This is a genomic window from Thermus sp. NMX2.A1 (genome assembly GCF_000511705.1).
GTDB classification, from domain to species: Bacteria; Deinococcota; Deinococci; order Deinococcales; family Thermaceae; genus Thermus; species Thermus scotoductus.
Window position 1 is genome coordinate 18160 of the sequence record NZ_ATNI01000077.1, and the last position, 19960, is coordinate 38119.

At 64.7% G+C, this 19960-nt stretch carries 15 protein-coding genes, 2 tRNA genes and 1 pseudogene; 8 read left to right on the plus strand and 10 right to left on the minus strand.

Annotation, left to right across the window (positions count from 1 at the left end):
- Positions 1 to 6: 6 nt before the first annotated feature.
- On the plus strand, positions 7 to 702 hold the full coding sequence (locus tag TNMX_RS09165; RefSeq protein WP_038031479.1) for a DNA repair protein RecO: 696 nt from the start codon (positions 7 to 9) through the stop codon (positions 700 to 702).
- Here the strand turns inward: TNMX_RS09165 and greA are convergent.
- From greA to metH, 4 genes and pseudogenes are all read right to left on the minus strand, one after another.
- A complete protein-coding gene (gene greA / locus TNMX_RS09170; protein WP_015717289.1) occupies positions 697 to 1167 on the minus strand; it encodes a transcription elongation factor GreA in 471 nt (156 codons plus the stop codon). The genes TNMX_RS09165 and greA overlap by 6 nt on opposite strands.
- A 55-nt stretch (positions 1168 to 1222) precedes the next feature.
- The gene (locus TNMX_RS09175; RefSeq protein WP_038031481.1) at positions 1223 to 2041 is read right to left on the minus strand and encodes an aminotransferase class IV; all 819 of its coding nucleotides are present in this window, start codon (positions 2039 to 2041) and stop codon (positions 1223 to 1225) included.
- Entirely contained in the window at positions 2038 to 3888 is a 1851-nt protein-coding gene (locus TNMX_RS09180; protein WP_015717291.1) for a chorismate-binding protein, read from the minus strand. Before TNMX_RS09180 ends, TNMX_RS09175 begins: the two co-directional genes overlap by 4 nt.
- Positions 3889 to 3973: 85 nt before the next feature.
- Positions 3974 to 7523: pseudogene (metH, locus tag TNMX_RS09185) on the minus strand (methionine synthase).
- A gap of 42 nt (positions 7524 to 7565) precedes the next feature.
- Here metH and TNMX_RS09190 point away from each other — a divergent pair.
- Positions 7566 to 9089 (plus strand): nicotinate phosphoribosyltransferase, encoded by a 1524-nt coding sequence (locus TNMX_RS09190; protein WP_038031485.1) that lies wholly within the window; start codon positions 7566 to 7568, stop codon positions 9087 to 9089.
- Between the two features lie 4 nt (positions 9090 to 9093).
- Here TNMX_RS09190 and clpX read toward each other — a convergent pair whose 3' ends face one another.
- The 6 genes from clpX to TNMX_RS09220 form a co-directional block, all read right to left on the minus strand.
- Positions 9094 to 10296 (minus strand): ATP-dependent Clp protease ATP-binding subunit ClpX, encoded by a 1203-nt coding sequence (gene clpX / locus TNMX_RS09195; RefSeq protein ID WP_015717294.1) that lies wholly within the window; start codon positions 10294 to 10296, stop codon positions 9094 to 9096.
- The gene (gene clpP, locus TNMX_RS09200) at positions 10283 to 10867 is read right to left on the minus strand and encodes an ATP-dependent Clp endopeptidase proteolytic subunit ClpP (RefSeq protein ID WP_038031487.1); all 585 of its coding nucleotides are present in this window, start codon (positions 10865 to 10867) and stop codon (positions 10283 to 10285) included. The genes clpX and clpP overlap by 14 nt, the downstream gene beginning before the upstream one ends.
- Before the next feature lie 61 nt (positions 10868 to 10928).
- Positions 10929 to 12143, minus strand: a complete 1215-nt coding sequence (gene tig, locus TNMX_RS09205) for a trigger factor (RefSeq protein WP_038031489.1) — start codon at positions 12141 to 12143, stop codon at positions 10929 to 10931.
- A 37-nt stretch (positions 12144 to 12180) separates the two neighbouring features.
- A tRNA-Leu gene (locus TNMX_RS09210) sits at positions 12181 to 12265 on the minus strand.
- A gap of 54 nt (positions 12266 to 12319) precedes the next feature.
- Positions 12320 to 12396, minus strand: a tRNA-His gene (locus tag TNMX_RS09215).
- A gap of 28 nt (positions 12397 to 12424) precedes the next feature.
- The gene (locus TNMX_RS09220) at positions 12425 to 12709 is read right to left on the minus strand and encodes a rhodanese-like domain-containing protein (RefSeq protein ID WP_019550132.1); all 285 of its coding nucleotides are present in this window, start codon (positions 12707 to 12709) and stop codon (positions 12425 to 12427) included.
- Between the two features lie 135 nt (positions 12710 to 12844).
- On the opposite strand from TNMX_RS09220, the gene carB reads away from it, so the two are divergent.
- The 6 genes from carB to mqnP all read left to right on the plus strand — a co-directional run.
- Entirely contained in the window at positions 12845 to 15952 is a 3108-nt protein-coding gene (gene carB, locus TNMX_RS09225; protein ID WP_038031491.1) for a carbamoyl-phosphate synthase large subunit, read from the plus strand.
- 35 nt (positions 15953 to 15987) lie between these two features.
- Entirely contained in the window at positions 15988 to 16317 is a 330-nt protein-coding gene (locus TNMX_RS09230; protein WP_015717299.1) for a cyclic-di-AMP receptor, read from the plus strand.
- A 128-nt stretch (positions 16318 to 16445) separates the two neighbouring features.
- Positions 16446 to 17210, plus strand: a complete 765-nt coding sequence (locus tag TNMX_RS09235; RefSeq protein ID WP_038031493.1) for a tRNA (adenine-N1)-methyltransferase — start codon at positions 16446 to 16448, stop codon at positions 17208 to 17210.
- Positions 17195 to 18745, plus strand: a complete 1551-nt coding sequence (locus TNMX_RS09240) for an NFACT family protein (RefSeq protein ID WP_038031495.1) — start codon at positions 17195 to 17197, stop codon at positions 18743 to 18745. The genes TNMX_RS09235 and TNMX_RS09240 overlap by 16 nt, the downstream gene beginning before the upstream one ends.
- 23 nt (positions 18746 to 18768) lie before the next feature.
- Positions 18769 to 19119: an aspartate 1-decarboxylase gene (gene panD, locus TNMX_RS09245; protein WP_038031501.1), complete on the plus strand. Its 351-nt coding sequence runs from the start codon at positions 18769 to 18771 to the stop codon at positions 19117 to 19119.
- Positions 19116 to 19960, plus strand: an 845-nt coding sequence (mqnP, locus tag TNMX_RS09250; protein ID WP_038031497.1) for a menaquinone biosynthesis prenyltransferase MqnP, incomplete at its 3' end; no start/stop codon positions are given. The genes panD and mqnP, both read left to right, overlap by 4 nt.

The following is a 19960-nucleotide window of genomic DNA, read 5'->3' on the forward strand; positions in this document are numbered from 1 at the left end:
ACTGGAATGGTGGAGCGGTACCGCCTGGAGGAAGGCATTGTGGTGGGCCGGAAGGCCCTGCTTCAAGGGGACCTCCTTTTGCGGTTCCTCACTCCCAAGGGAAGCCTGGAAGCCGTGGCCCGCAAGGGGGTGCGCCCTTCGGGGCGCTCGGGCAGACTCTCCCTGTTCCACCATGTGCGCTTCCAGCTTTACACCAAGGGGGAGGGCCTTCCCACCCTTACCCAGGCGGAGCTCCTCGGGAGGCTACACGGCCTGGAGGAACCCAGGCGCTTCCTTCTGGCCTCTTTTCTGGCGGAGCTCTCCTACCGCCTGGCCTCCCCGGAGGCCGCCCCCAGGATCTACCCGGTCTTCATCTCCGGCCTGAGGGGCATCGCCAAGCACCCCAGGCCCCTTCTGCCCCTGGTATGGGCGGGATGGCGGGTGGTGAAGGCCGGGGGCTTAAGCCCACACCTCCTGGGGCCTGGCCTATATCTGAAGGCAGGCCGCCTGGTTCACGGGTCCGGCCCGTACGGGGAGGAGGGCATCTACCTGGGGGAAAAAGGCGTGGAGGCCCTCAGGGCCATCCTCCATCTTCCGGGTAGCGAGGCCCTTTCCTACCTGGAAGAAGCTCCCCTGGAAAGGCTATTCCTAGCCTTGAAACACCATGCGGAAGAGGCCCTAGGCCCCCTCAAGGCCACACCTGCGCTTACCGCCGAACTATAGGGGCTTGATCTCCAGGATGGTGTAGACCTGGGCTCCCTTCTTGCCCCTTATCTCCACCACGTCCCCCACCTTCTTACCCAAAAGGGCCTGGCCAAGGGGGGACTCGTCCGAGATCTTGCCGCTGAAGATATCCGCCTCGTGGCTACCCACGATGGCCAACGAAAGCCTTTCCCCGGATTCGGTTTCCAGCTCCACCTGGCAGCCCAGGGCCACCTGGTCGTAGGAGCCGTTCCCCTCCACCACCACCGCCCGGGCCAAGAGGTCTTCCAGCTGGGCAATGCGGGCCTCGTTCTGCCACATGGCCCGGCGCGCCTCGTCGTAACCGGCGTTCTCCCTTAAATCCCCTTCCTCCAGGGCCTGTTCAAAGTCGGCGGAAATCTCCTGCCGCTTGGTGGTCTTCAGGTGATGCAGCTCCTCCTGAAGGCGCCTAAAGCCTTCTGGGGTGAGGTAAACCGGCTTCTTCATTCCTTCCCTCCGTGTAAAAAGGGCACCAGCCCATGGCCATGGGCTGGAGGTACCGCTATTCAGTATAGCAGGCGGGAAGGAAGCGCTCCACCAGGGGAAGGAGCTCCCTGGGGGCCGGCCCCACGGGCAAAAGCCCCACCCCGCTTCCCGCCAGGAGCAACACCCCCTTCGCTCCCTCCCGCTCTCCTCCCCGGCGGCGCAGGGCCTGGTGGGGGGGAAGAGGAGGGGGCGCGGCCAGGGGAAGCTCCCAGGGGTAAAGCCGCGCCCGCTCCACCCGAAGGCCCAGCTCCCGGGCTACCCGGGCCACCTTTTCCCGGGTGATGCCCTCGAGGCCCCCCTCCAGGAGGAAGAGCGCTCCCTCCCGGTAAAGAAGGGGGCTGGTGCGGCTTCCATCCACCACGTACCCCTCGCTGTCCTGCAAAAGCCCTTCAAAGGCTCCCTGCCCTTCCGCTTCCTTCTGGGCCAGGCGGTAGGGCAGGTAGTTTCCGGTCTTGAAGCGGCAAAGGTCCGGATGCACCCGGTAAGGGGTGAGGAGAACCCGAACCCCCTCCTCGTAAGCGGTCAAGGGAGGTGGCGAGTAGGGACGGGCCTCGGAAAGCCACACCCCCTCCCCCACGGTGAAGCGGAGGCGGAAACAGGGAAGGTGGGCGAACTCCTTGGCCAGGGCCTCGAGGTCCTTCAAAAACACTTCATTCCCTGGGTAGGGAAGCCCCAAGGCCAAAGCATGCCGGCGCAGGCGAAAAAGATGCTCCTCCAGCCAAAGGGGTCGGCCCCTTTCCACCCGCAAGGTGGTGAAGACGCTCATCCCGTGGTACAAAAAGCCCTCGGGCAAGGGTTCGCGGAAGGGCACCCCCTTCAGGAGGACCTGCCTCATGCCTCCTCCAAGAACCGCGCCAGAAGCTCCATCCCCCATGGGGAAAGGATACTCTCCGGATGGAACTGCACGCCGTAGGCCCGCCTGCCATCCCAGATGGCCATGGGCACCCCATCTTCCGTCCAGGCCAGGAGGCGCACCCCTCTGGGAAGGTTTCTTATGGCCAAGGAGTGGTAGCGGGCAAAGGGAAGGGGGTTGGGCAGGCCCCGAAAGAGGCCTTCTCCCCGGTGGTGGATGGCATGGGCCTCCCCGTGCACGGGGGCTTCCCGGTAGAGTTCAGCCCCCAGGGCCACCCCCAGGGCCTGGTGGCCCAGGCAAACCCCGAGGAAGGGAACACCCTCCTCCAGGGCCCTTCGGGTCCACTCCAAGACCCTTCCCGCCGTAAAGGGGTCCTTGGGCCCTGGCCCCACCACCAGGTGGCTGAATCCCCGGAGGTTCGGAGGCTCCTCCTGGTCTACCACGGCCACCTCCGCCCCCAGGGCCCGCAGGTAGTCCACCAGGTTGTAGCTGAAGGAATCGCGGTTTTCCAGGAAAAGCACCCGGGCCCTCACCCTCCTTGGAGGAGGGGGCGGGACCCAGGAAGCCATGGGCTTGGGAGGCAAAGGCTTGACCCCAGGCCGGCCCCGGTTCAGGGCCAGAAGGAGGCTTTCCGCCTTGTAGAGGGTTTCCTGGTACTCCGCTTCCGCTTCCGAGGCGATGACGATGCCCGCCCCCGCAGAGAAATACACCTCCTCCCCCACCCTCTGGAAGGAGCGGATGAGGATGTTGAAATCCACCCCCCGACCCGACACGTACCCCAGGCTTCCCGTGTAAGCCCCCCTTGGCACAGGCTCCAGCTCCCGTATGGCCTCCATCACCGTTCCCTTAGGAGCTCCGGTGATGGTGCCTCCCGGGAATAAGCTGGCGAAGACCTGGCCCAGGGAGGCCCGGGTGTAGCCTTCCACCTGGGAAACCAGGTGCATCACGTGGGCGTAGCGCTCCACGGTGAAAAGCTCCTGCACCCTCACCGTGCCCGGCAGGGCCACCCTGGCCAGGTCGTTGCGGAGAAGATCCACCAGCATGGCGTGCTCGGCCCACTCCTTGGGGGAGGCAAGGAGGTCCTTTTCCAAAGCCAGATCCTCCGCCTCCGTCTTCCCCCGGGGCCGGGTTCCCGCAATGGGCCGGGCCAGGACCCGGCTACCCACCTTTTTAAAAAGCCTCTCCGGGCTACCCGAAACCACCGCCCATCCCTCCCCCTCCACAAGCCCCATGAAAGGGGAAGGGTTTAAGGAGCGGAGGCGGGCGTAGAGGAGGAGGGGATCCACACTCCCGAGGAGCCGGAAACGGTGGGAGAGGTTCACCTGGTAGACCACCCCGGCCCGGATCCTCTCCTGGACTGAAAGCACCCCCTTTAGGAAAGCCTCCCTGGGAAAGTCGGACGCCAAGGGGTGGTGGGGCAAGGGAGGGGGGTTGTAGGGAAGGGGCCTCAAGGGAAAGGAAGGGGTTTCCAGAAGCCGCCCCTCGAGGAGGGCGAATCCCTCGGGGTAGTAGAAAAAAGCAGCCTCGGGAAGGCCAGGAAGAGGCTTGTGGGTGGAGAGGCCCAGGTGCCGGGCAAACTCGTAGGTGAAAAACCCTATCCAGGCAGGAAAATACCCTCTCCCCAGGCCTTTCTCCAGGTAGGCGAAGATGTCCAGGGCCTCTCCCACCCGCCTCCCATCCAGGTAAAGCCAGCCCTCCCACACCTCGAGGCGGTGCACTGGCCTTAAGCCCAAAAGGGAAAGCCGGGAAAAGGGCGCCCTTATCCCCAAGGATTCCAGCAGGGCTGGCCGTAGGCCCAGGCTCCGGGCGGCGTGGTAAAGGCCCAGCACGGGGCCAAGTATACCGGGCTTGGGGGGATGGCCAGATTCCGCTTCCCCAGGGAGGCCTACCTCAAGGCCGGGAGCAGGCTCCCCTTTAATCCACGTTGAAATACCGCGCCTCGGGGTGGTGCACCACGATGGCGCTGGTGCTGTGCTCAGGATCTAGCTGGAAGTTCTCCGTGAGGCGCACCCCAACCCTGCTGAAGTCCATGAGCCGGTCCAGCTTAGCCTGGTCCGCCAGGTCCGGGCAGGCGGGATAACCAAAGGAGTAGCGGGCTCCCTGGTAGCCCTGCTGGAAGAGCTTGCGGATCTCGGTGGCATCCTTCCCGGCGATGCCCCACATCTGGCGCATCCTTTTGTGCCAGTACTCCGCCAGGGCCTCGGTCATCTCCACGCTGAAGCCATGCACGAAAAGGTAATCCTGGTAGGCTCCAGCCTCAAAAAGCGCCTTGGCCTTCCTGGAAGGCTCCTCCCCCATGGTTACGAGCTGCACCCCCAGGACATCCCTGGCCCCCGCTTCATAGGCGGGAAGCCACCTTTCTTCATCCCCCAAAGGAGGAGCGAAGCGGGGACGGAAGTAGTCCACCAGGCTGAGGCCCCCGCCCTTCTGCCGGGGGAAGGCAAAGCGTTCCAAAACCTCCCCGGTCTCGGGGGAGAACACCAAAAGCTCCTCCCCTTCCCGGGCCACGGGAAAGAAGCCGTAGAGGACCTTGGGCCTGAGCCACCCCTCCTCCATGGCCTCCCTAAGCAGCCTCCGGAAGACCGGCTCCGCTTCCCGCTCCACCAAAGCCTGCCACTCTTCCCGGGTGAGGCCCCTGCGGCTATACCCCCACTGGCCGCGGAAAAGGGCCAGCTTGTTCACATAGTGGGCGATGGTGGCCAGGTCCAGATTCTCCTCCACCCGCACCCCGAAGAAGGGGGGGCGGGGAACGGAAGGAGCCTCCCCCACAGGCTTCGCCTTGGGTACCGCCTTGGGAGCCTCCACCCTGGGCTTTTGGGCCTCCTTCCTCACCGAGGTGGCCTCCCCGCTGGTGAGGGCTTCCATGAGCCTAAGGCCTTCGAAGGCATCCTCCGCGTAGTAGACGTTGGGGTAGATGGCCTTAAGCTCCTCCACATAGGAGCGGGTGAGGGCCCGCCCCCCCCAGGATCACCGGCAGGGTATACCCCCTATCCCGCATGTACTCCAGGTTCTCCTTCATGACCACGGTGCTCTTGACCAGGAGGCCGGACATGCCCACCGCATGGGGCTTGTGCTCCTCCACCGCCTTCAGGATCTCCTCAATGGGCACCTTGATGCCCAGGTTGATCACCTGGTAGCCGTTGTTGGTGAGGATGATATCCACCAGGTTCTTGCCGATATCGTGCACATCCCCCTTCACCGTGGCCAAGACCATCTTGCCCCGGCCCTCGCCCCGCCGCTCCATGTGGGGCTCGAGGTGGGCCACTGCCCGCTTCATCACCTCAGCAGCCTGGAGGACAAAGGGAAGCTGCATCTTTCCTGCCCCGAAAAGCTCCCCCACCTCCTTCATGCCCGAAAGAAGGGGCCCGTTGATGAGGTCCAGGGGTTTATGGCCTTCCCGCAAGGCCTCGTCCAGATCCGCCTCGAGGCCCCCTTTCCTCCCCTCCACCACCCGGCGCTTCAGCCTCTCCAGAACGGGCAGAGCCTGGAAGGCATCCTCCTTGAGGGCCGGGTCCTCCCGGTGGGTTTCAAAGTAGCCCATGAAGGCCAAGAGGGGGTCAAATCCCTCCCGCCTCCGGTCATAGATCAGGTCCAGGGCCAGGGCATAGGCCTCCTCGGGAATCTGGTTTATGGGAAGGATCTTGCCCGCATCCACAATGGCGGCGGTAAGACCCTTCTTACGGGCTTCGTCCAGGAAGACCGAGTTGAGAACCCGCCTGGCCCTAGGCTTCAGGCCGAAGGACACGTTGGACACCCCCAGGATGAACCCCACCCCGGGAAGCCTCTCCCTTAGCTCCTCCATGGCCAAAAGGGTTTCCCTGGCCAAAGGGCGGCTTTCCTCGTCCCCTTGCGTGATGGGGAAGGTGAGGAGGTCAAAGAGGAGGTCCTCCGGGCGGAAACCGTGGTGCTCGGTGAGGCGCTCGTACATGCGCAAGGCCACCCGCACCTTCTCCTCCTGGGTTTTGGCCATGCCCTTTTCGTCGATGGTGAGGACCACCAAGGCCGCCCCGTGGGCCTTGGCCAGGGAGGCCACCCGGTCAAACTTCTCCAGGCCGTCCTCGAGGTTAGCGGAGTTCAAAAGGACCCGGCCCGGAAGATGTTTAAGGGCGAACTCCATGGCCGAAGGGGAGGTGGAGTCCACCATGAAGGGCACGGTGACCGCGGTGGCCAAGTGAGGAAGGAGCCAGGCGAGGTCCTGAAGCTCATCCCTTCCCGTCCAGGCCACGGAGAGGTCCAGGGCGTGGGCCCCCTCCTCCACTTGCTCCCGGGCCAGGGCCAGGATGCCCTCGAGGTCCCGGGCAAAGAGCATCTCCCGAAACCGTTTGCTCCCCGTGGCGTTCAAGCGCTCCCCCACCAGGAAAACGCTTGCCTCCTGGCGGAGGGGAACCGCCTGATAGAGGGAGGCCACCTGGGGGGGGAAGGTTTCCTTTCGCTTGGGAGCAGGTTTTCCCTTCACCACCTCCGCCACCTTGCGGATGTGCTCCGGCCCCGTGCCGCAACACCCCCCCACGGCGTTCACCCCGTACTCGGTCACGAACTTGAGGTGCCACTTGGCCAGCTCCTCCGGGGTGAGGTCGTAGACCACCTTCCCCCCCTCGTTCCGGGGCAGGCCGGCGTTGGGCAGGCAGCTCACGAAGCGGGTGGCGTTCTCGGCGAAGTAGCGGATCTTGGCGTCCATGAGGTCGGGGCCCGTGGCGCAGTTCATGCCCACCACATCGATGGGCAGGCTCTCCAACGCCGCCAGGGCCGCCTGCTCGTCGGTGCCCACCAGCATGGTGCCCGTGGCCTCCATGGTCACCTGGACCTGCAAGGGCACTTCCCTGCCCACCTCGGCCATGGCCTCCCGGGCTGCCAGGACCGCACAGCGCACCTGCAGGATGTCCTGGGCGGTTTCCAGAAGGATCAGGTCCACCCCGCCCCGAAGAAGCCCCCGCACCGCCTCCTTATAGGCGGTAAAAAGCTCATCCCAGGAGATCTGTCCCAGGGAGATGAGCTTGGTGCCCGGCCCCAAGGCCCCTGCCACGAAGGCCCCGTAGGGCTCGGCCACCTCCTTGGCGATCCTGGCCCCCAGGTAGGCCAGCTCCTCCGCCTTCTCGCCCAAACCGTACTCGGCCAGCACATGGCGCAGAGCACCGAAGGTGTTGGTCTCGATCACCTCCGCCCCGGCCTCGAGGTACGCCCGGTGGATCTCCTGGATCACCTCGGGGCGGGTTAGGTTCAGCACCTCGGGGCAACCGTAGTAGGCCTCTCCCCCGTAGTCCTCCGGGGTGAGGTGGCGCTTTTGCAGCTCGGTACCCATGGCCCCGTCAAAGACCAGGGGTCTCTGCAAGAGGGCCTTGAGGTAAGGGAACTTCTCCGCCCGGGCCTCCTTGTTGTAACCCAGCCGCACCAAGGGGGCATCCCCAAACCCCGCCCCTCCGAGGTGGTGGCGGCAACCAGGGCTACAGGTGTGGACCTCCACCATATCCCGCTAGTGTAGCGAAAAAAGGCGGGCTATGCTAGGCCCATGGACCCCTTCGGCATCCTCTACACGGACCTTTACCAGCTCACCATGGGCCAGGTTTACTTTAGGCTTGGCCTTCACGAGAAGGAGGCCCTCTTTGAAGCCTTCTACCGCAAGAACCCCGACTACGGAGCCCACCAGGCGGGTTACACCATCTTCGCCGGGCTAGATCCCCTCCTGACCTGGATGGAGGAAGCCCGCTTCGGCGAGGAGGAGCTCGCCGCCCTGAGCGCCCTGAAAAGCCGGAGCGGGAAACCCCTTTTCGCCGAAGACTACCTGCGCTACCTAAAGGGGATAGGGGGCTTCCAGGGCCTGACCCTTAGGGCCCTTCCCGAGGGCCGGGTGGCCCACCCCCAGGTGCCCCTCATCAGCGTGGAAGGCCCCCTCCTGCAGGCCCAGCTCCTGGAAACCGCCCTCTTAAACCGCATCAACTACGAAACCCTCATCGCCACCAAGGCGAGCCGGGTGCGGGAAGCCGCGGGGGAGGCCCTGGTGCTGGAATTCGGCCTCCGCCGCGCCCCCGCCAAGGGAGGGGAGGCCGCCACCCGGGCGAGCCTCATCGGGGGGGCCAACCGGTCCAGCGCCGTGAGCCTTTCCCACCTCCTCGGGCTTCCCTCCTCGGGTACCCATGCCCACAGCATGGTCCAGGCCTTCCTGGCCCTGGGCCACTCCGAGGAGGAGGCCTTCCAGGCCTTCGCCGAGGTCTTCCCCGACGACACCATCCTCCTTTTGGATACCGTGGACACCTTGGACTCGGGTCTTCCCAACGCCGTCCGGGTCTTTGAGCGGTTGCGGCGCAAGGGGCACAAACCGGTGGGGGTGCGCATAGACTCCGGGGACCTCGCTTACCTGGCCATACAGGTGGCCAGGGAGCTGGACAAGGCGGGCTTCCCCGACACCCTCATCGTCCTTTCCGGGGACCTGGACGAGCTGGTCATCTGGCAGATCAAAAGCCAGATTCAGGAGGAGGCCCCCCGCTACGGGGTGGACCCGGACCGCCTCCTCAAGCGCCTGGTCTACGGGGTGGGGACCCGGATGGTGGTTTCCTGGGGTTATCCGGCCCTGGGAGGAGTCTACAAACTGGTGGCCATCCGGGAAAACGGCACCTGGGCCCCGGCCATCAAGATCTCCGATTCCCTGGAGAAGGTGCTGAACCCCGGGCACAAGAAGGTCTACCGGGTATACGATCACCGGGGCCTGGCCACCGCTGACCTTTTGACGGCCCACGATGAGGAGGTACGGGAGAACCAGGCCCTTTGCCTACGCCACCCCACGGACCCCACCAAGCGCCGCACCCTCCGCCCGGGGGAGTTCACCCTCGAGCCCCTATTGCAGGAAGCCTATCGGGGCAAGCGGCTCTTTCCGCCGTTACCCCTGGAAGTGCTACAGGAAAGGCGGCGAAGGGACGTGGAGCGCCTGGACCCCGGGGTGCGCCGCCTGGTAAACCCCCACGTCTACCATGTCTCCCTCAGCGAACGGCTTTTCGCCCTGAAGGAGGAGCTGGTGGCCCGCCTGGGCCAGGGGTAGCCCCCTAAGAGGCCTGGCGGAGTTTGGCCTCCTCGAGGGCCTTCAGGGGCTGGTCCAGGTGGGGAAGGTCGATCACCAGCTCGCGGACCCCGCTTCCCGGGGCCTCAAACATGAGGTCCACCATGGTCTTCTCCAGGATGGCCCTAAGGCCCCGGGCCCCTGTGCCCCGCTTCAGCGCCCGGCGGGCGATCTCCTTCAGGGCCGCCTGGGTAAAGCGAAGCTCGATCCCCTCCAGGCGCATGAGTTCCTGGTACTGCTTCACCAAGGCGTTCTTCGGCTCGGTGAGGATGCGCACCAGGTCGTCTTCCGTAAGGGGATGAAGCTGGACGATGAGGGGGGCCCGCCCCACAAACTCTGGAATCATGCCGAACTTCACCAAGTCCTCGGGGATGACCTCTAAGGGCTCCTCGTGGGCTTCCTTGGCCTTGCCACGGGTAAAGCCAATGGTGGTGCGCTCGGTGCGGGCCTTGACGATGTTCTCCAGCCCCTCAAAGGCCCCGCCCAGGATGAAGAGGATGTTCTTGGTGTTCACGGGAATGAACTCCTGGTGCGGGTGCTTGCGCCCTCCCTGAGGAGGCACGTTGGCGATGGTACCCTCAATGATCTTCAACAGAGCCTGCTGCACCCCTTCCCCGGAAACATCCCGGGTCAAGGAGGGGTTTTCCGACTTGCGGGCGATCTTGTCGATCTCGTCAATGTAGACGATGCCCATCTCCGCCCGCTCCACATCAAAGTCGGCGTTCTGCAGAAGGCGGAGGATGACGTTTTCCACGTCCTCCCCCACGTACCCCGCTTCGGTCAAGGTGGTGGCGTCGGCGATGGCAAAGGGCACATCCAGGAAACGGGCCAGGGTTTCCGCCAGGAGGGTCTTACCCGTACCCGTGGGGCCGATGAGGAGGATATTGGACTTGCCGATCTCCGCCTCCGGATGGAGGAGGCGCTTGTAGTGGTTGTAGACGGCCACGCTCAAGGCCCTCTTGGCCGCCTCCTGCCCCACCACGTACTGGTCCAGGTGGGCCTTGATCTCCTGGGGCTTGGGAAGGCGTGTTGGCCCCTTGGGCCCCCGCTTCTCCTGGCGCAAGAGCTCCTGGGCCCGCTCCACGCAGTCCTCGCAAATGTAGACCTCAGCGATGGGGCTTTCCAAAAGCCGCCCCGTTTCCGGCGGACGCAGGCCGCAAAAGCTGCAGTAGGGTCTAGGCTTCCTCACGGGTCACCACCTGGTCGATCAGGCCGTACTCCAGGGCCTCCTGGGCGGAAAGGTAATAGTCCCGGTCGGTGTCCTTCTCCACCTTCTCCAGGGGCTGGCCAGTGTGCTTGGCCAGGATCTCGTTCAAAAGCTTCTTGGCCTTCAGGATCTCCTGGGCCTGGATGGCGATGTCGCTGGCCGTGCCCCGGACCCCGCCCCAGGGCTGGTGGATCATCACCTTGGAGTGGGGCAGGGCGTAGCGCCGGCCCTTCTCCCCGGCGGCCAGGATCACCGCGGCCATGCTGGCCGCCATGCCGATGACGATGGTGGAAACCGGGGCCCGGACGAACTGCATGGTGTCGTAGATGGCAAGCCCGGCATCCACCTCGCCCCCGGGGGAGTTGATGTAGAGGCGGATCTCCTGATTGGGATTCTGGGCATCCAGGAAAAGTAGCTGGGCCACGATGATGTTGGCCACCTGGGAGTCTATGGGGGTGCCCAGGAAGATGATGCGATCCTTGAGAAGCCGGGAGTAGATGTCGTAGACCCGCTCGCCGCGGGCGGTCTGCTCTATGACGTAGGGTATGACCATACCAGTCCCCATTGTAGCGGCAAGCCCAGGGGGAAAAGCCCCCTGGGCCACCATGACGCTCCTACAGGAGCTTGGCCAAGGCCTCCTTCACGGCCTTGTCCTGGATGTAGGCCGCCCGCAAGCGGGCAAGGCCCCTCTCCCCAAACTCCCGCCTCAGCTCCTGCAAGGAGATTCCGTAGGAGCGGGCCACCGCCTGCAGGTAGGCCTGCCACTCCTCCTCGCTCACCTCGGGCTTGAGCTCCTCCGCCAGGCGCTCCTTGGCCAAGGACCGCTTCACCCGCTTCAAGGCCTCCTGCCTCAACTCCTCCCGGAACTTCTCAAACTCCCCCTTCTCCTCCAGGGCCTTGAGGTAGGCCTCGAGGGGAATCCCCTGCCGGGCAAGGTCCTCCGCCAGGTGCTCCAGGAGGTGGCGCTCCTCCGCCTCCAGCATGGAAGGGGGTATTTCCGCCTCCAACCCCTCGGCGAGCTTCTCCAGGAAGGCCCGCTCCCGCGCCTCCTGGTACCGGGCTTCCGCCTGGCGCTTTAGGCTTTCCCGCACCTTCTCCCTCAGTTCCTCCAGGCTCTCCGCCTCGAGGGTCTTGGCAAACTCCTCATCCAGCTCGGGAAGCTCGAGGGTCTTCACCTCCAGGATCTCGGTGCGCACCTCCCGCACCTTCTCCCCCTTCTCGTTCAAGACGGGGACCATGACCACCTCCCCCGCCCGCTTGCCCAAAAGGGCCTCCCGCACGTGGGGAAGGGCCTTGGAGAGGTCAATGGGGAACTCCGCCCCCTCCTCGGTGCGCACGAAGACGTGGTCCTTCTCCTGGGCCTCCCGGTCCACAGGCACCAGTTCGGCGTAGCGATGGCGGAGCTCCTCCAAGGCCTTGTCCACCATCTCTTCCGTGACCTCCTCCTGGGCCACCTGGAGGTCAAAGCTCCGCCAGTCGGGAAGCTGCACCTCGGGGTAGTTCTCCACCTCGGCCACGTAGCGAAAACCCTCCCCCTCGCTCAGCTCCTCCTCCACCACCCTCGCCGCCACGGGCAAGAGGCCCAGCTCCTGCACCGCAAGGGGATAGGTCTCCTCCACCAGGCGCTCCTTGAGGTCGGACAGGAGCTCTTCCCGCCCGATGCGGGCCTCCACCACCTTCAAGGGGGCCTTTCCCGGGCGGAACCCCGGGATCCTCACCCGCTTGGCCACGTCCCTAAGGAGGGCCTGGTACCTTTCCTCCACCTTCTCCTTAGGTACCTCCACCCGGACCTTTACCCGATAGCCGGAACGTTCCAGGATTTCCGCCACGCCTCACCTCGCGCTTCAAAAAGGGGCCCCGCCCTTGTGGTGCGAGGAGCGGGACTTGAACCCGCACGGGTTACCCCACCGGATCCTAAGTCCGGCGCGTCTACCGGTTCCGCCATCCTCGCAAAAGGAGGGCGAGGCCCCCCTTTAAAATACCACCCCTTGCGGGGTGGCGGGATTGGGGTGAGCGATGGGACTTGAACCCACGACCCCCGGATCCACAGTCCGGTGCTCTAACCAGCTGAGCTACGCTCACCACGCTCAGCATCCGCCATTCTAAGGGCCTAACTACCCTCCGTCAAGGCCTGCAACCCGCCCTCCAGGCTCATGGCCTCGTACCCTTCCGCCTCCAGATACAGGGCCGCCACCTGGCTGATGAGCCCCTTTTCGCACACCAAGAGCAAGGGAACCTTGGGCAGGTGGTGCTCCCCCGCCTGGATTTTCTCCAGGGGCACCCACTCCGCGGGAAAGGGCAAGGGGGTATGGCGCTTGTCCGCCGGGCGGACGTCCACCACCTTCACCCCCTGGTTCAGGAGGGCCGGGAGTTCCTCGGGTTTGACCCTGCGCATACCCTTGATTGTACCAGGCGAAGGCGGGACCTCTGCGCAAAGTTATGCAGTTAAGCCCGGGTACTTTGCATAAGAAGTGGCATTCTCCTTGGACAACCCGGGCCAAGTATGTTATCCTCGCCCATTGGGTACGCGATGCCGCCGAGAAGAGACCTCAAGAAAATCCTCATCATCGGTTCCGGCCCCATCACCATCGGCCAAGCTGCGGAGTTCGACTACTCGGGCACCCAGGCGGTGAAGGCCCTCAGGGGGGCAGGGTACGAGGCCATCCTGGTGAACTCCAACCCCGCCACCATCATGACCGATCCCGAGCTGGCCGAGCGCACCTACCTGGAGCCCCTCACCCTGGAATACCTGGAAAGGGTGATCGCCGAGGAGCGCCCGGATGCCCTTCTCCCCACCTTGGGGGGGCAGACCGCCTTGAACCTCTCCATGGCCCTTCACGAGGAAGGGGTACTTGCCCGCTACGGGGTGGAGCTCATCGGGGCCAAGGCCGAGGCCATCAAAAAGGGAGAGGACCGGGAGGAGTTCCAAAAGGCCATGCGCAAGATTGGCCTCGAGGTGCCTCGAGGCCAGATGGTGGGGAGCGTGGAGGAGGGCCTCCACTTCGCCCGCGAGGTGGGCTACCCGGTGGTGGTCCGCCCCTCCTTTACCCTGGGGGGCACCGGGGGCGGTATCGCCCGGAACGAGGCCGAGCTAAGGGAGGTCCTCGGCCGGGGCCTTCTCCTCTCCCCGGTGCACACCGCCTTGGTGGAGGAATCGGTTTTGGGCTGGAAGGAGTTTGAGCTGGAGGTGATGCGGGACCATGCGGACACCGTGGTCATCATCACCAGCATCGAAAACGTGGACCCCATGGGGGTCCACACCGGGGACTCCATCACCGTGGCCCCTGCTCAAACCCTCTCCGACGCGGAGTACCAACGGATGCGGGACGCCGCCAAGGCGGTGATCCGGGAGATCGGGGTAGACACCGGAGGTTCCAACATCCAGTTCGCCGTGGACCCCAAGACGGGCCGCCAGGTGGTCATCGAGATGAACCCCCGGGTCTCCCGTTCCAGCGCCCTCGCCTCCAAGGCCACGGGCTTCCCCATCGCCAAGATCGCGGCCCTTCTGGCGGTGGGCTACCGCCTGGACGAGCTTCCCAACGACATCACCCGCAAGACCCCGGCCTCCTTTGAGCCCACCATCGACTACGTGGTGGTGAAGATCCCCCGCTTCGCCTTTGAGAAGTTCAAGGACCTCCCCAACACCCTGGGGGAGCTTAAGGACGAGCTCGGCACCCAGATGAAGTCCGTGGGGGAGGTGATGGCCATCGGCCGCACCTTCAAGGAAGCCCTCATGAAGGCCCTGAGGGGTCTAGAACGGGACGTCAGGGCCCTGGCCCAGGTGCGCACGGAGGACCTGGAGAAGAAGCTCTACCCCAACCCCGACCGCATCTATGCGGTCATGGAGCTCCTGCGGCGGGGGATGCCCATAGAGGACCTGTACCAGGCCACCCGCATCGACCCGTGGTTCCTGTACCAGATACAGGAAATCGTCCAGGCCGAGGGGTGGCTCCAGCTTCATCCCCCCAAGGACCGGGAGGACTGGCGCTTCTATAAGGGCCTGGGGCTCACCGATGCCCGCATGGGCGAGCTCCTGGGCAAGGGGGAAAAGGAGGTCCGCCAGGAGCGGAAGGCCCTGGGGGTGGTGCCCGTGTACAAGACCGTGGACACCTGCGCCGCGGAGTTCGAGGCCTACACCCCCTACCACTACTCCACCTACGAGCTGGAGGACGAGGTCTGGCCCTCCAGCAAACCCAAGGTGGTGATCCTGGGCTCAGGGCCCATAAGGATCGGCCAGGGGGTGGAGTTCGACTACGCCACGGTGCATGCGGTCTGGGCCCTGAAGGAGGCGGGGTACGAGACCATCATGGTGAACTCCAACCCCGAAACGGTGTCCACCGATTACGACACCGCCGACCGCCTTTACTTTGAACCCCTGACCCTCGAGGATGTCCTGAACCTGGTGGAGCATGAGAAGCCCATCGGGGTCATCGCCACCCTGGGCGGCCAAACCCCCTTGAAGCTGGCCAAGGGCCTCGAGGAAGCCGGGGTAAAGCTCCTCGGCACTCCCTTCGCCGCCATCCACAAGGCGGAGGACCGCCACGAGTTCAACCGGCTTTGCCGGGAGCTGGGTATCCCTCAGCCTGAGGGCCGGGTGGCCGCCACCCCAGAGGAGGCCTTGAGGCTGGCGGAAGAGGTGGGCTTCCCCCTCCTGGCCCGGCCCAGCTACGTCCTGGGGGGGCGGGCCATGCGGGTCCTCCAGAGCCGTGAGGAGCTAGAGCACTACCTGGAGGAGGTCTACGAGCCCCTTCAGGACAAGCCCTCCATCCTCCTGGACCGGTACCTGGAGGGGGCCTTGGAGCTGGATGTGGACGCCCTTTCCGACGGGGAAGAGGTGATGATCGCCGGGGTGATGGAGCATGTGGAGCGGGCTGGAGTGCACTCGGGAGACTCCGCCACGGTGCTCCCCCCGGTGCACCTTTCCCCAGGCGCTTTGGAAAAGGTCAGGGCCTACACCCGGAAGCTGGCCTTGGCCCTGGGGGTGAAGGGCCTTTTGAACGTGCAGTATGCCGTTTTGGGGGAGGAGGTGTACATCCTCGAGGCCAACCCCCGGGCAAGCCGCACCGTCCCCTTCGTTTCCAAAGCCATCGGGATACCCCTGGCCAAGCTGGCCGCCCTCATCGCCGTGGGGAAAACCCTGAGGGACCTGGGGATCCGGGACCTGGACCCCATACCCCCCTACTACGCGGTGAAAGAGGTGGTCATCCCCTGGCTCAAGTTCCCCGGGGTCATCCCGGTTTTGGGTCCCGAGATGCGCTCCACCGGGGAAAGCATGGGCCTGGACGAGGACCCTTACCTGGCCTACTACAAGGCAGAGCTGGGCGCAGGCCAGAGGCTTCCCCTAGAGGGGCGGGTGCGCTTCATCCAAGAAGGGCTTCCCCCCAAGGAAGCCCGTCGGCTGGAAGAACTCCGGCAAGCCTACCTCGAGGCGGGCTTTACCCTCTCCGAAGGGGAATATGACCTCCTTATCAGCCCTGTCCCCCACCCCGAGTTGAGGCGGGCGGTGGAAAAGGGCCTTCCCTTCATCACCACCTTAGAGGGTGCTTGGTGGAGCTTAAAGGCCATTCTGAAGGCCAGGGAAAAAGGCCCCGAGGCCAGAAGCCTGCAGGAATGGCACGGCATCTTGCAGAAAGCCTGAGGGCAAGGAGGCCCAGCAGTGTACAATGAAGGCCAATGAAGCTCATCGTGGCCATCGTGCAGGATACCGACGCCCCCGGGCTCACCAAAGCCCTGTTGGAGCGGGGCTTGCAGTCCACCAAGCTGGCCTCCACCGGCGGCTTTCTGCGGGAGGGGAACACCACCTTGCTGATCGGGGTAGAGGACGAAAGGGTCCAAGAAGTGCTGGAGCTGATCCGGGAAAAATGCCGCACCCGCACCCGCCTGGTCACCCGGGGCTTTCCCCTTTCCGAGGCCCCCGACCCGTTCCTGGCCCAGCCGGTGGAGGTGCAGGTGGGCGGGGCGGTGGTCTTCGTCCTGCCGGTGGAAGGGTTTTTCAAGGTGTGAGGGGCTAGGCCCTGCGCTTGGGCCTCTGGGTACCCTTCGTACCTTTGCGGGATCCCAGAGGGCTCCCAACCCCTGTGAGCTGGAGAGGGTCCTGGACTCCAGGGCCCTGGCCCGCTAAAGTGTTTGGGATGGAAGGTGAGCTCTTTCTTCTCAAGGACGCCAAAGGCCGAGCCTTCCTGATTCGCCTTAAGGAGGGTGGAGTCTTCCACCACCACCGGGGCACCGTGCCTCACGAGGAAATCCGCAAGGCCGGCCCGGGGGGAAGGGTGTGGACCCACCTGGGGGAGGAGCTTTCCGTCCACCACCCCACCCTGGAGGAGTACCTCCTCCACATGCGACGTAGCGCCACCCCCACGTACCCCAAGGACGCCAGCGCCATGGTGACCCTTTTGGATCTGGCCCCGGGGATGCGGGTCCTCGAGGCGGGCACGGGCTCCGGGGGACTCACCCTCTTCCTGGCCCGGGCAGTGGGGCCCACGGGGCTCGTGGAAAGCTACGAGAAACGGCCCCAGCACCTGGCCCAGGCAGAGGCCAATGTGAAGGCCTTCTGGCAGGTGGAAAACGTGCGCTTCCACTTGGGCAACCTGGAGGAAGCCTCCTTGGAGCCGGAAAGCGTTCACGGGGTGGCCCTGGACCTCATGGAACCCTGGAAGGTCCTGGCCAAGGCCACGGGGGCTCTTAGGCCCGATCGTTTCCTGGTGGCCTACCTCCCCAACATCACCCAGGTGCTGGAGCTGGTACAGAGGGCTGAGGGCCTGCCCCTCACGTTGGAGCGGGTCCTGGAGGTAGCCTGGCGGGAGTGGGAGATCCGGCTTCCCGTGGCCCATCCTCGCTTCCAGCAGGTGGGGCATACCGCCTTTCTGGTGGTCTTTAGAAAATGGAAGGATTGCTGATCCACGCCTTCCTGCGGGAGCTACGAAAGGAGCTTCCCGCTTTAAACCTGGGCCTGGCCTTTCCCGAGGAAGGTAGCCTGGCCATCCTCCTCAAGGGTCAATCGGGCCGCATCTTCAACCTGGTGGCCCGCTACCGCCCCCCGTCTCCCAGCCTGGCCCTGGAGGAGGGAACCCTCTTGGGAGAGCCCAAGACCCCTTTCCAGCGGCAGGTCCAGGCCCGGGTAAAGGGCCCCCTGCTGGAGGCGGAACAGATCAAGCTGGACCGGGTGGTCCTCTTCCGCTTTGCCGGGGAAAAGGGGTTCGTGGATACCCCACCCGCCACCTTGGTCCTCGAGGCCACAGGGCGGAACGCCAACCTCATCCTTTTGGATGAAGAAGGCGTTATCCTCGGGGTGGATCGCCCCATCACCCGCGAGGTGAACCGCTACCGCCAGGTGAAGCCCGGCCTGCCTTACGTGCCCCCACCCCCTTACGAGAAGCTGGATCCCAGGACCCTGACCCTGGAGGAACTCCGGGTCCTTCTGGAAAAACCCCTTAAGGAAGTGGTGCGCCACGTGGATGGGATAGGGCTGGAACTCCTGCGGGAGCTGGCCAAAAGGGCTGCCCTCACCCCGGAAACCCCCTTGGACGAGGCTGGCCTGGCCAGGGTTTTCGAGGCGCTAAAGGCCCTTGTGGAGAATCCCTCCCTGGGCACCGCTCTTTCCCAGGAGCTCCGGGAAAAGTGGGCCGAGGAGGAGAAAGAGGCCTTGAGGAAGCCGCTCCTCGAGGCTCTAAAGCAGGAGCAGAAGACCCTTTCGGCAAGGCTTTCCGACTACCACCGGGCCCTCGAGCGCCTGGAGGAAGCGGAAAGCTTGCGGCAGAAAGCCGATCTCCTCCTGGCCCGGCTTAAGGAGGTACCCCGGGGTGCGGAAAAGGCGGTTCTGGAAGGGTTTGACGGCAAGCCGGTGGAGATCCCCTTGGATCCCACCCTATCCCCCCAGGAAAACGCCAGGAAGCTTTACGACCGGGCCCGCCGCCTGGAGGAGCTGGCGGAAAGGGCCCTAGAGCTCATCCCGCAAACGGAGGAGAAGCTAAAGGCCCTGGAGAGGGAGATGGAGCGGGTCAGGCAGGCGGACCTCCAGGAGCTTTTGGACCTTTCCCGAAAACCCAAGGAGGGAAAGGGGCCTAGGCTTGGCCTCAGGTACACCTCCCCCTCGGGCTATCCCGTCCTGGTGGGCAGAAACGCCAAGGAAAACGACCTCCTCACCCGCATGGCCCACTCCGAGGACCTGTGGTTCCACGCTCAAGGGGTGCCGGGAAGCCACGTGATCCTTAAGGCAGAGGGAAAGAATCCCCCCCTTGACGACCTCCTCTTTGCCGCCAGGCTCGCCGCCTACTACTCCAAGGCCAGGGGGGAAACCCAGGTCCCCGTGGACTACACCCGCAAAAAGCACGTGTGGCGCCCCAGGAAGGCGGCACCCGGCCAGGTGCTCTACACCCACGCCAAGACCCTCTTCGTGGAGGGGACGCTTCCTCAGGAAGGAGGCGAAGGGTAAACTTGACCTTTGTGAAAAGGGTCATGTTCCACGCCAAGATCCACCGGGCCACGGTAACCCACGCAGACCTACACTATGTGGGCTCGGTCACCGTGGACCAGGATCTTTTGGATGCCGCCGGCATCCTGCCCTACGAACAGGTGGACATCTACGACATCACCAACGGGGCCCGGCTCACCACCTACGCCCTACCCGGGGCGAGGGGGTCAGGGGTGGTGCAGATCAACGGGGCCGCCGCCCATTTGGTGCGCCCAGGGGACCTGGTGATCCTGGTGGCCTACGGCATCTTTGAGGAGGAGGAGGCAAGGAACCTCAAACCCACCGTGGTCCTGGTGGACGATACAAACCGGATTCTTGAGGTGCGACGGGGATGAAGCGGCTTCGGCTTTATCTAGACCTAATCCGCTTCGAGCACACCCTCTTCGCCCTTCCCTTTGCCTACGGGGGGATGCTTCTTGCGGCGGGGGGCTGGCCGGGCCTTCGCACCTTCCTCCTGGTGACCCTGGCCATGGTGGGGGCCCGGACCATGGCCATGGCCTTAAACCGCCTCATAGACTGGAAGATCGACGCCTTAAACCCCAGGACCCAGAACCGGCATCTGCCCAAAGGGCTGGTCAAACCCTGGGAAACCCTTTTTTTGGCCCTGGTGGGCCTCCTCCTGTTGACCCTCGCCGGGCTATCCCTTAATCCCCTCACCACCCGTCTCCTTCCGGTGGCGGTCTTCTTCCTCACCATCTACAGCTACACCAAGCGCTTCACCTGGCTTTGCCACTACGTGCTGGGCCTCACCATCGGGGCTGCCGCCGCAGGTGGCTGGATCGCCGTCACGGGAAGCTTCCACCCCACCGCCTACTGGCTCTGGGCAGGGGTGGGGCTTTGGATCGCCGGATTCGACATCCTCTACGCCACGCAGGACTACACCTTCGACCGCGCTTACGGGGTAAAGAGCATCCCGGCCCGCTTCGGCATCCCCTTGTCCCTCTGGATTGCCCGGGCCACCCACCTTACCGCCTGGCTGGCCTTCCTCCTGGCCGGCCTTAGCTACGGGGCGGGAAGCCTCTACTTTGTAGGCCTCCTTTTGGTGGGAGGGCTCCTCTTCTACGAGCACCGCCTGGTGAGCCCCGAGGATCTAAGCCGGGTGGACCTGGCCTTTTTCCAGGCCAACGTGGGGGTGAGCCTGGGGATGTTCCTCTTTATCGTGCTGGATCTCTGGAT

Excerpts from the sequence above, each read along its gene's own strand:
- TNMX_RS09165 (WP_038031479.1), top strand. The coding sequence starts at position 7 with ATGGTGGAGCGGTACCGCCTGGAGGAAGGCATTGTGGTGGGCCGGAAG.
- greA (WP_015717289.1), bottom strand. The coding sequence starts at position 1,167 with ATGAAGAAGCCGGTTTACCTCACCCCAGAAGGCTTTAGGCGCCTTCAG.
- TNMX_RS09175 (WP_038031481.1), bottom strand. The coding sequence starts at position 2,041 with ATGAGGCAGGTCCTCCTGAAGGGGGTGCCCTTCCGCGAACCCTTGCCC.
- TNMX_RS09190 (WP_038031485.1), top strand. The coding sequence starts at position 7,566 with ATGGACCCCTTCGGCATCCTCTACACGGACCTTTACCAGCTCACCATG.
- clpP (WP_038031487.1), bottom strand. The coding sequence starts at position 10,867 with ATGGTCATACCCTACGTCATAGAGCAGACCGCCCGCGGCGAGCGGGTC.
- TNMX_RS09220 (WP_019550132.1), bottom strand. The coding sequence starts at position 12,709 with ATGCGCAGGGTCAAACCCGAGGAACTCCCGGCCCTCCTGAACCAGGGG.
- carB (WP_038031491.1), top strand. The coding sequence starts at position 12,845 with ATGCCGCCGAGAAGAGACCTCAAGAAAATCCTCATCATCGGTTCCGGC.
- TNMX_RS09230 (WP_015717299.1), top strand. The coding sequence starts at position 15,988 with ATGAAGCTCATCGTGGCCATCGTGCAGGATACCGACGCCCCCGGGCTC.
- TNMX_RS09235 (WP_038031493.1), top strand. The coding sequence starts at position 16,446 with ATGGAAGGTGAGCTCTTTCTTCTCAAGGACGCCAAAGGCCGAGCCTTC.
- TNMX_RS09240 (WP_038031495.1), top strand. The coding sequence starts at position 17,195 with ATGGAAGGATTGCTGATCCACGCCTTCCTGCGGGAGCTACGAAAGGAG.
- panD (WP_038031501.1), top strand. The coding sequence starts at position 18,769 with ATGTTCCACGCCAAGATCCACCGGGCCACGGTAACCCACGCAGACCTA.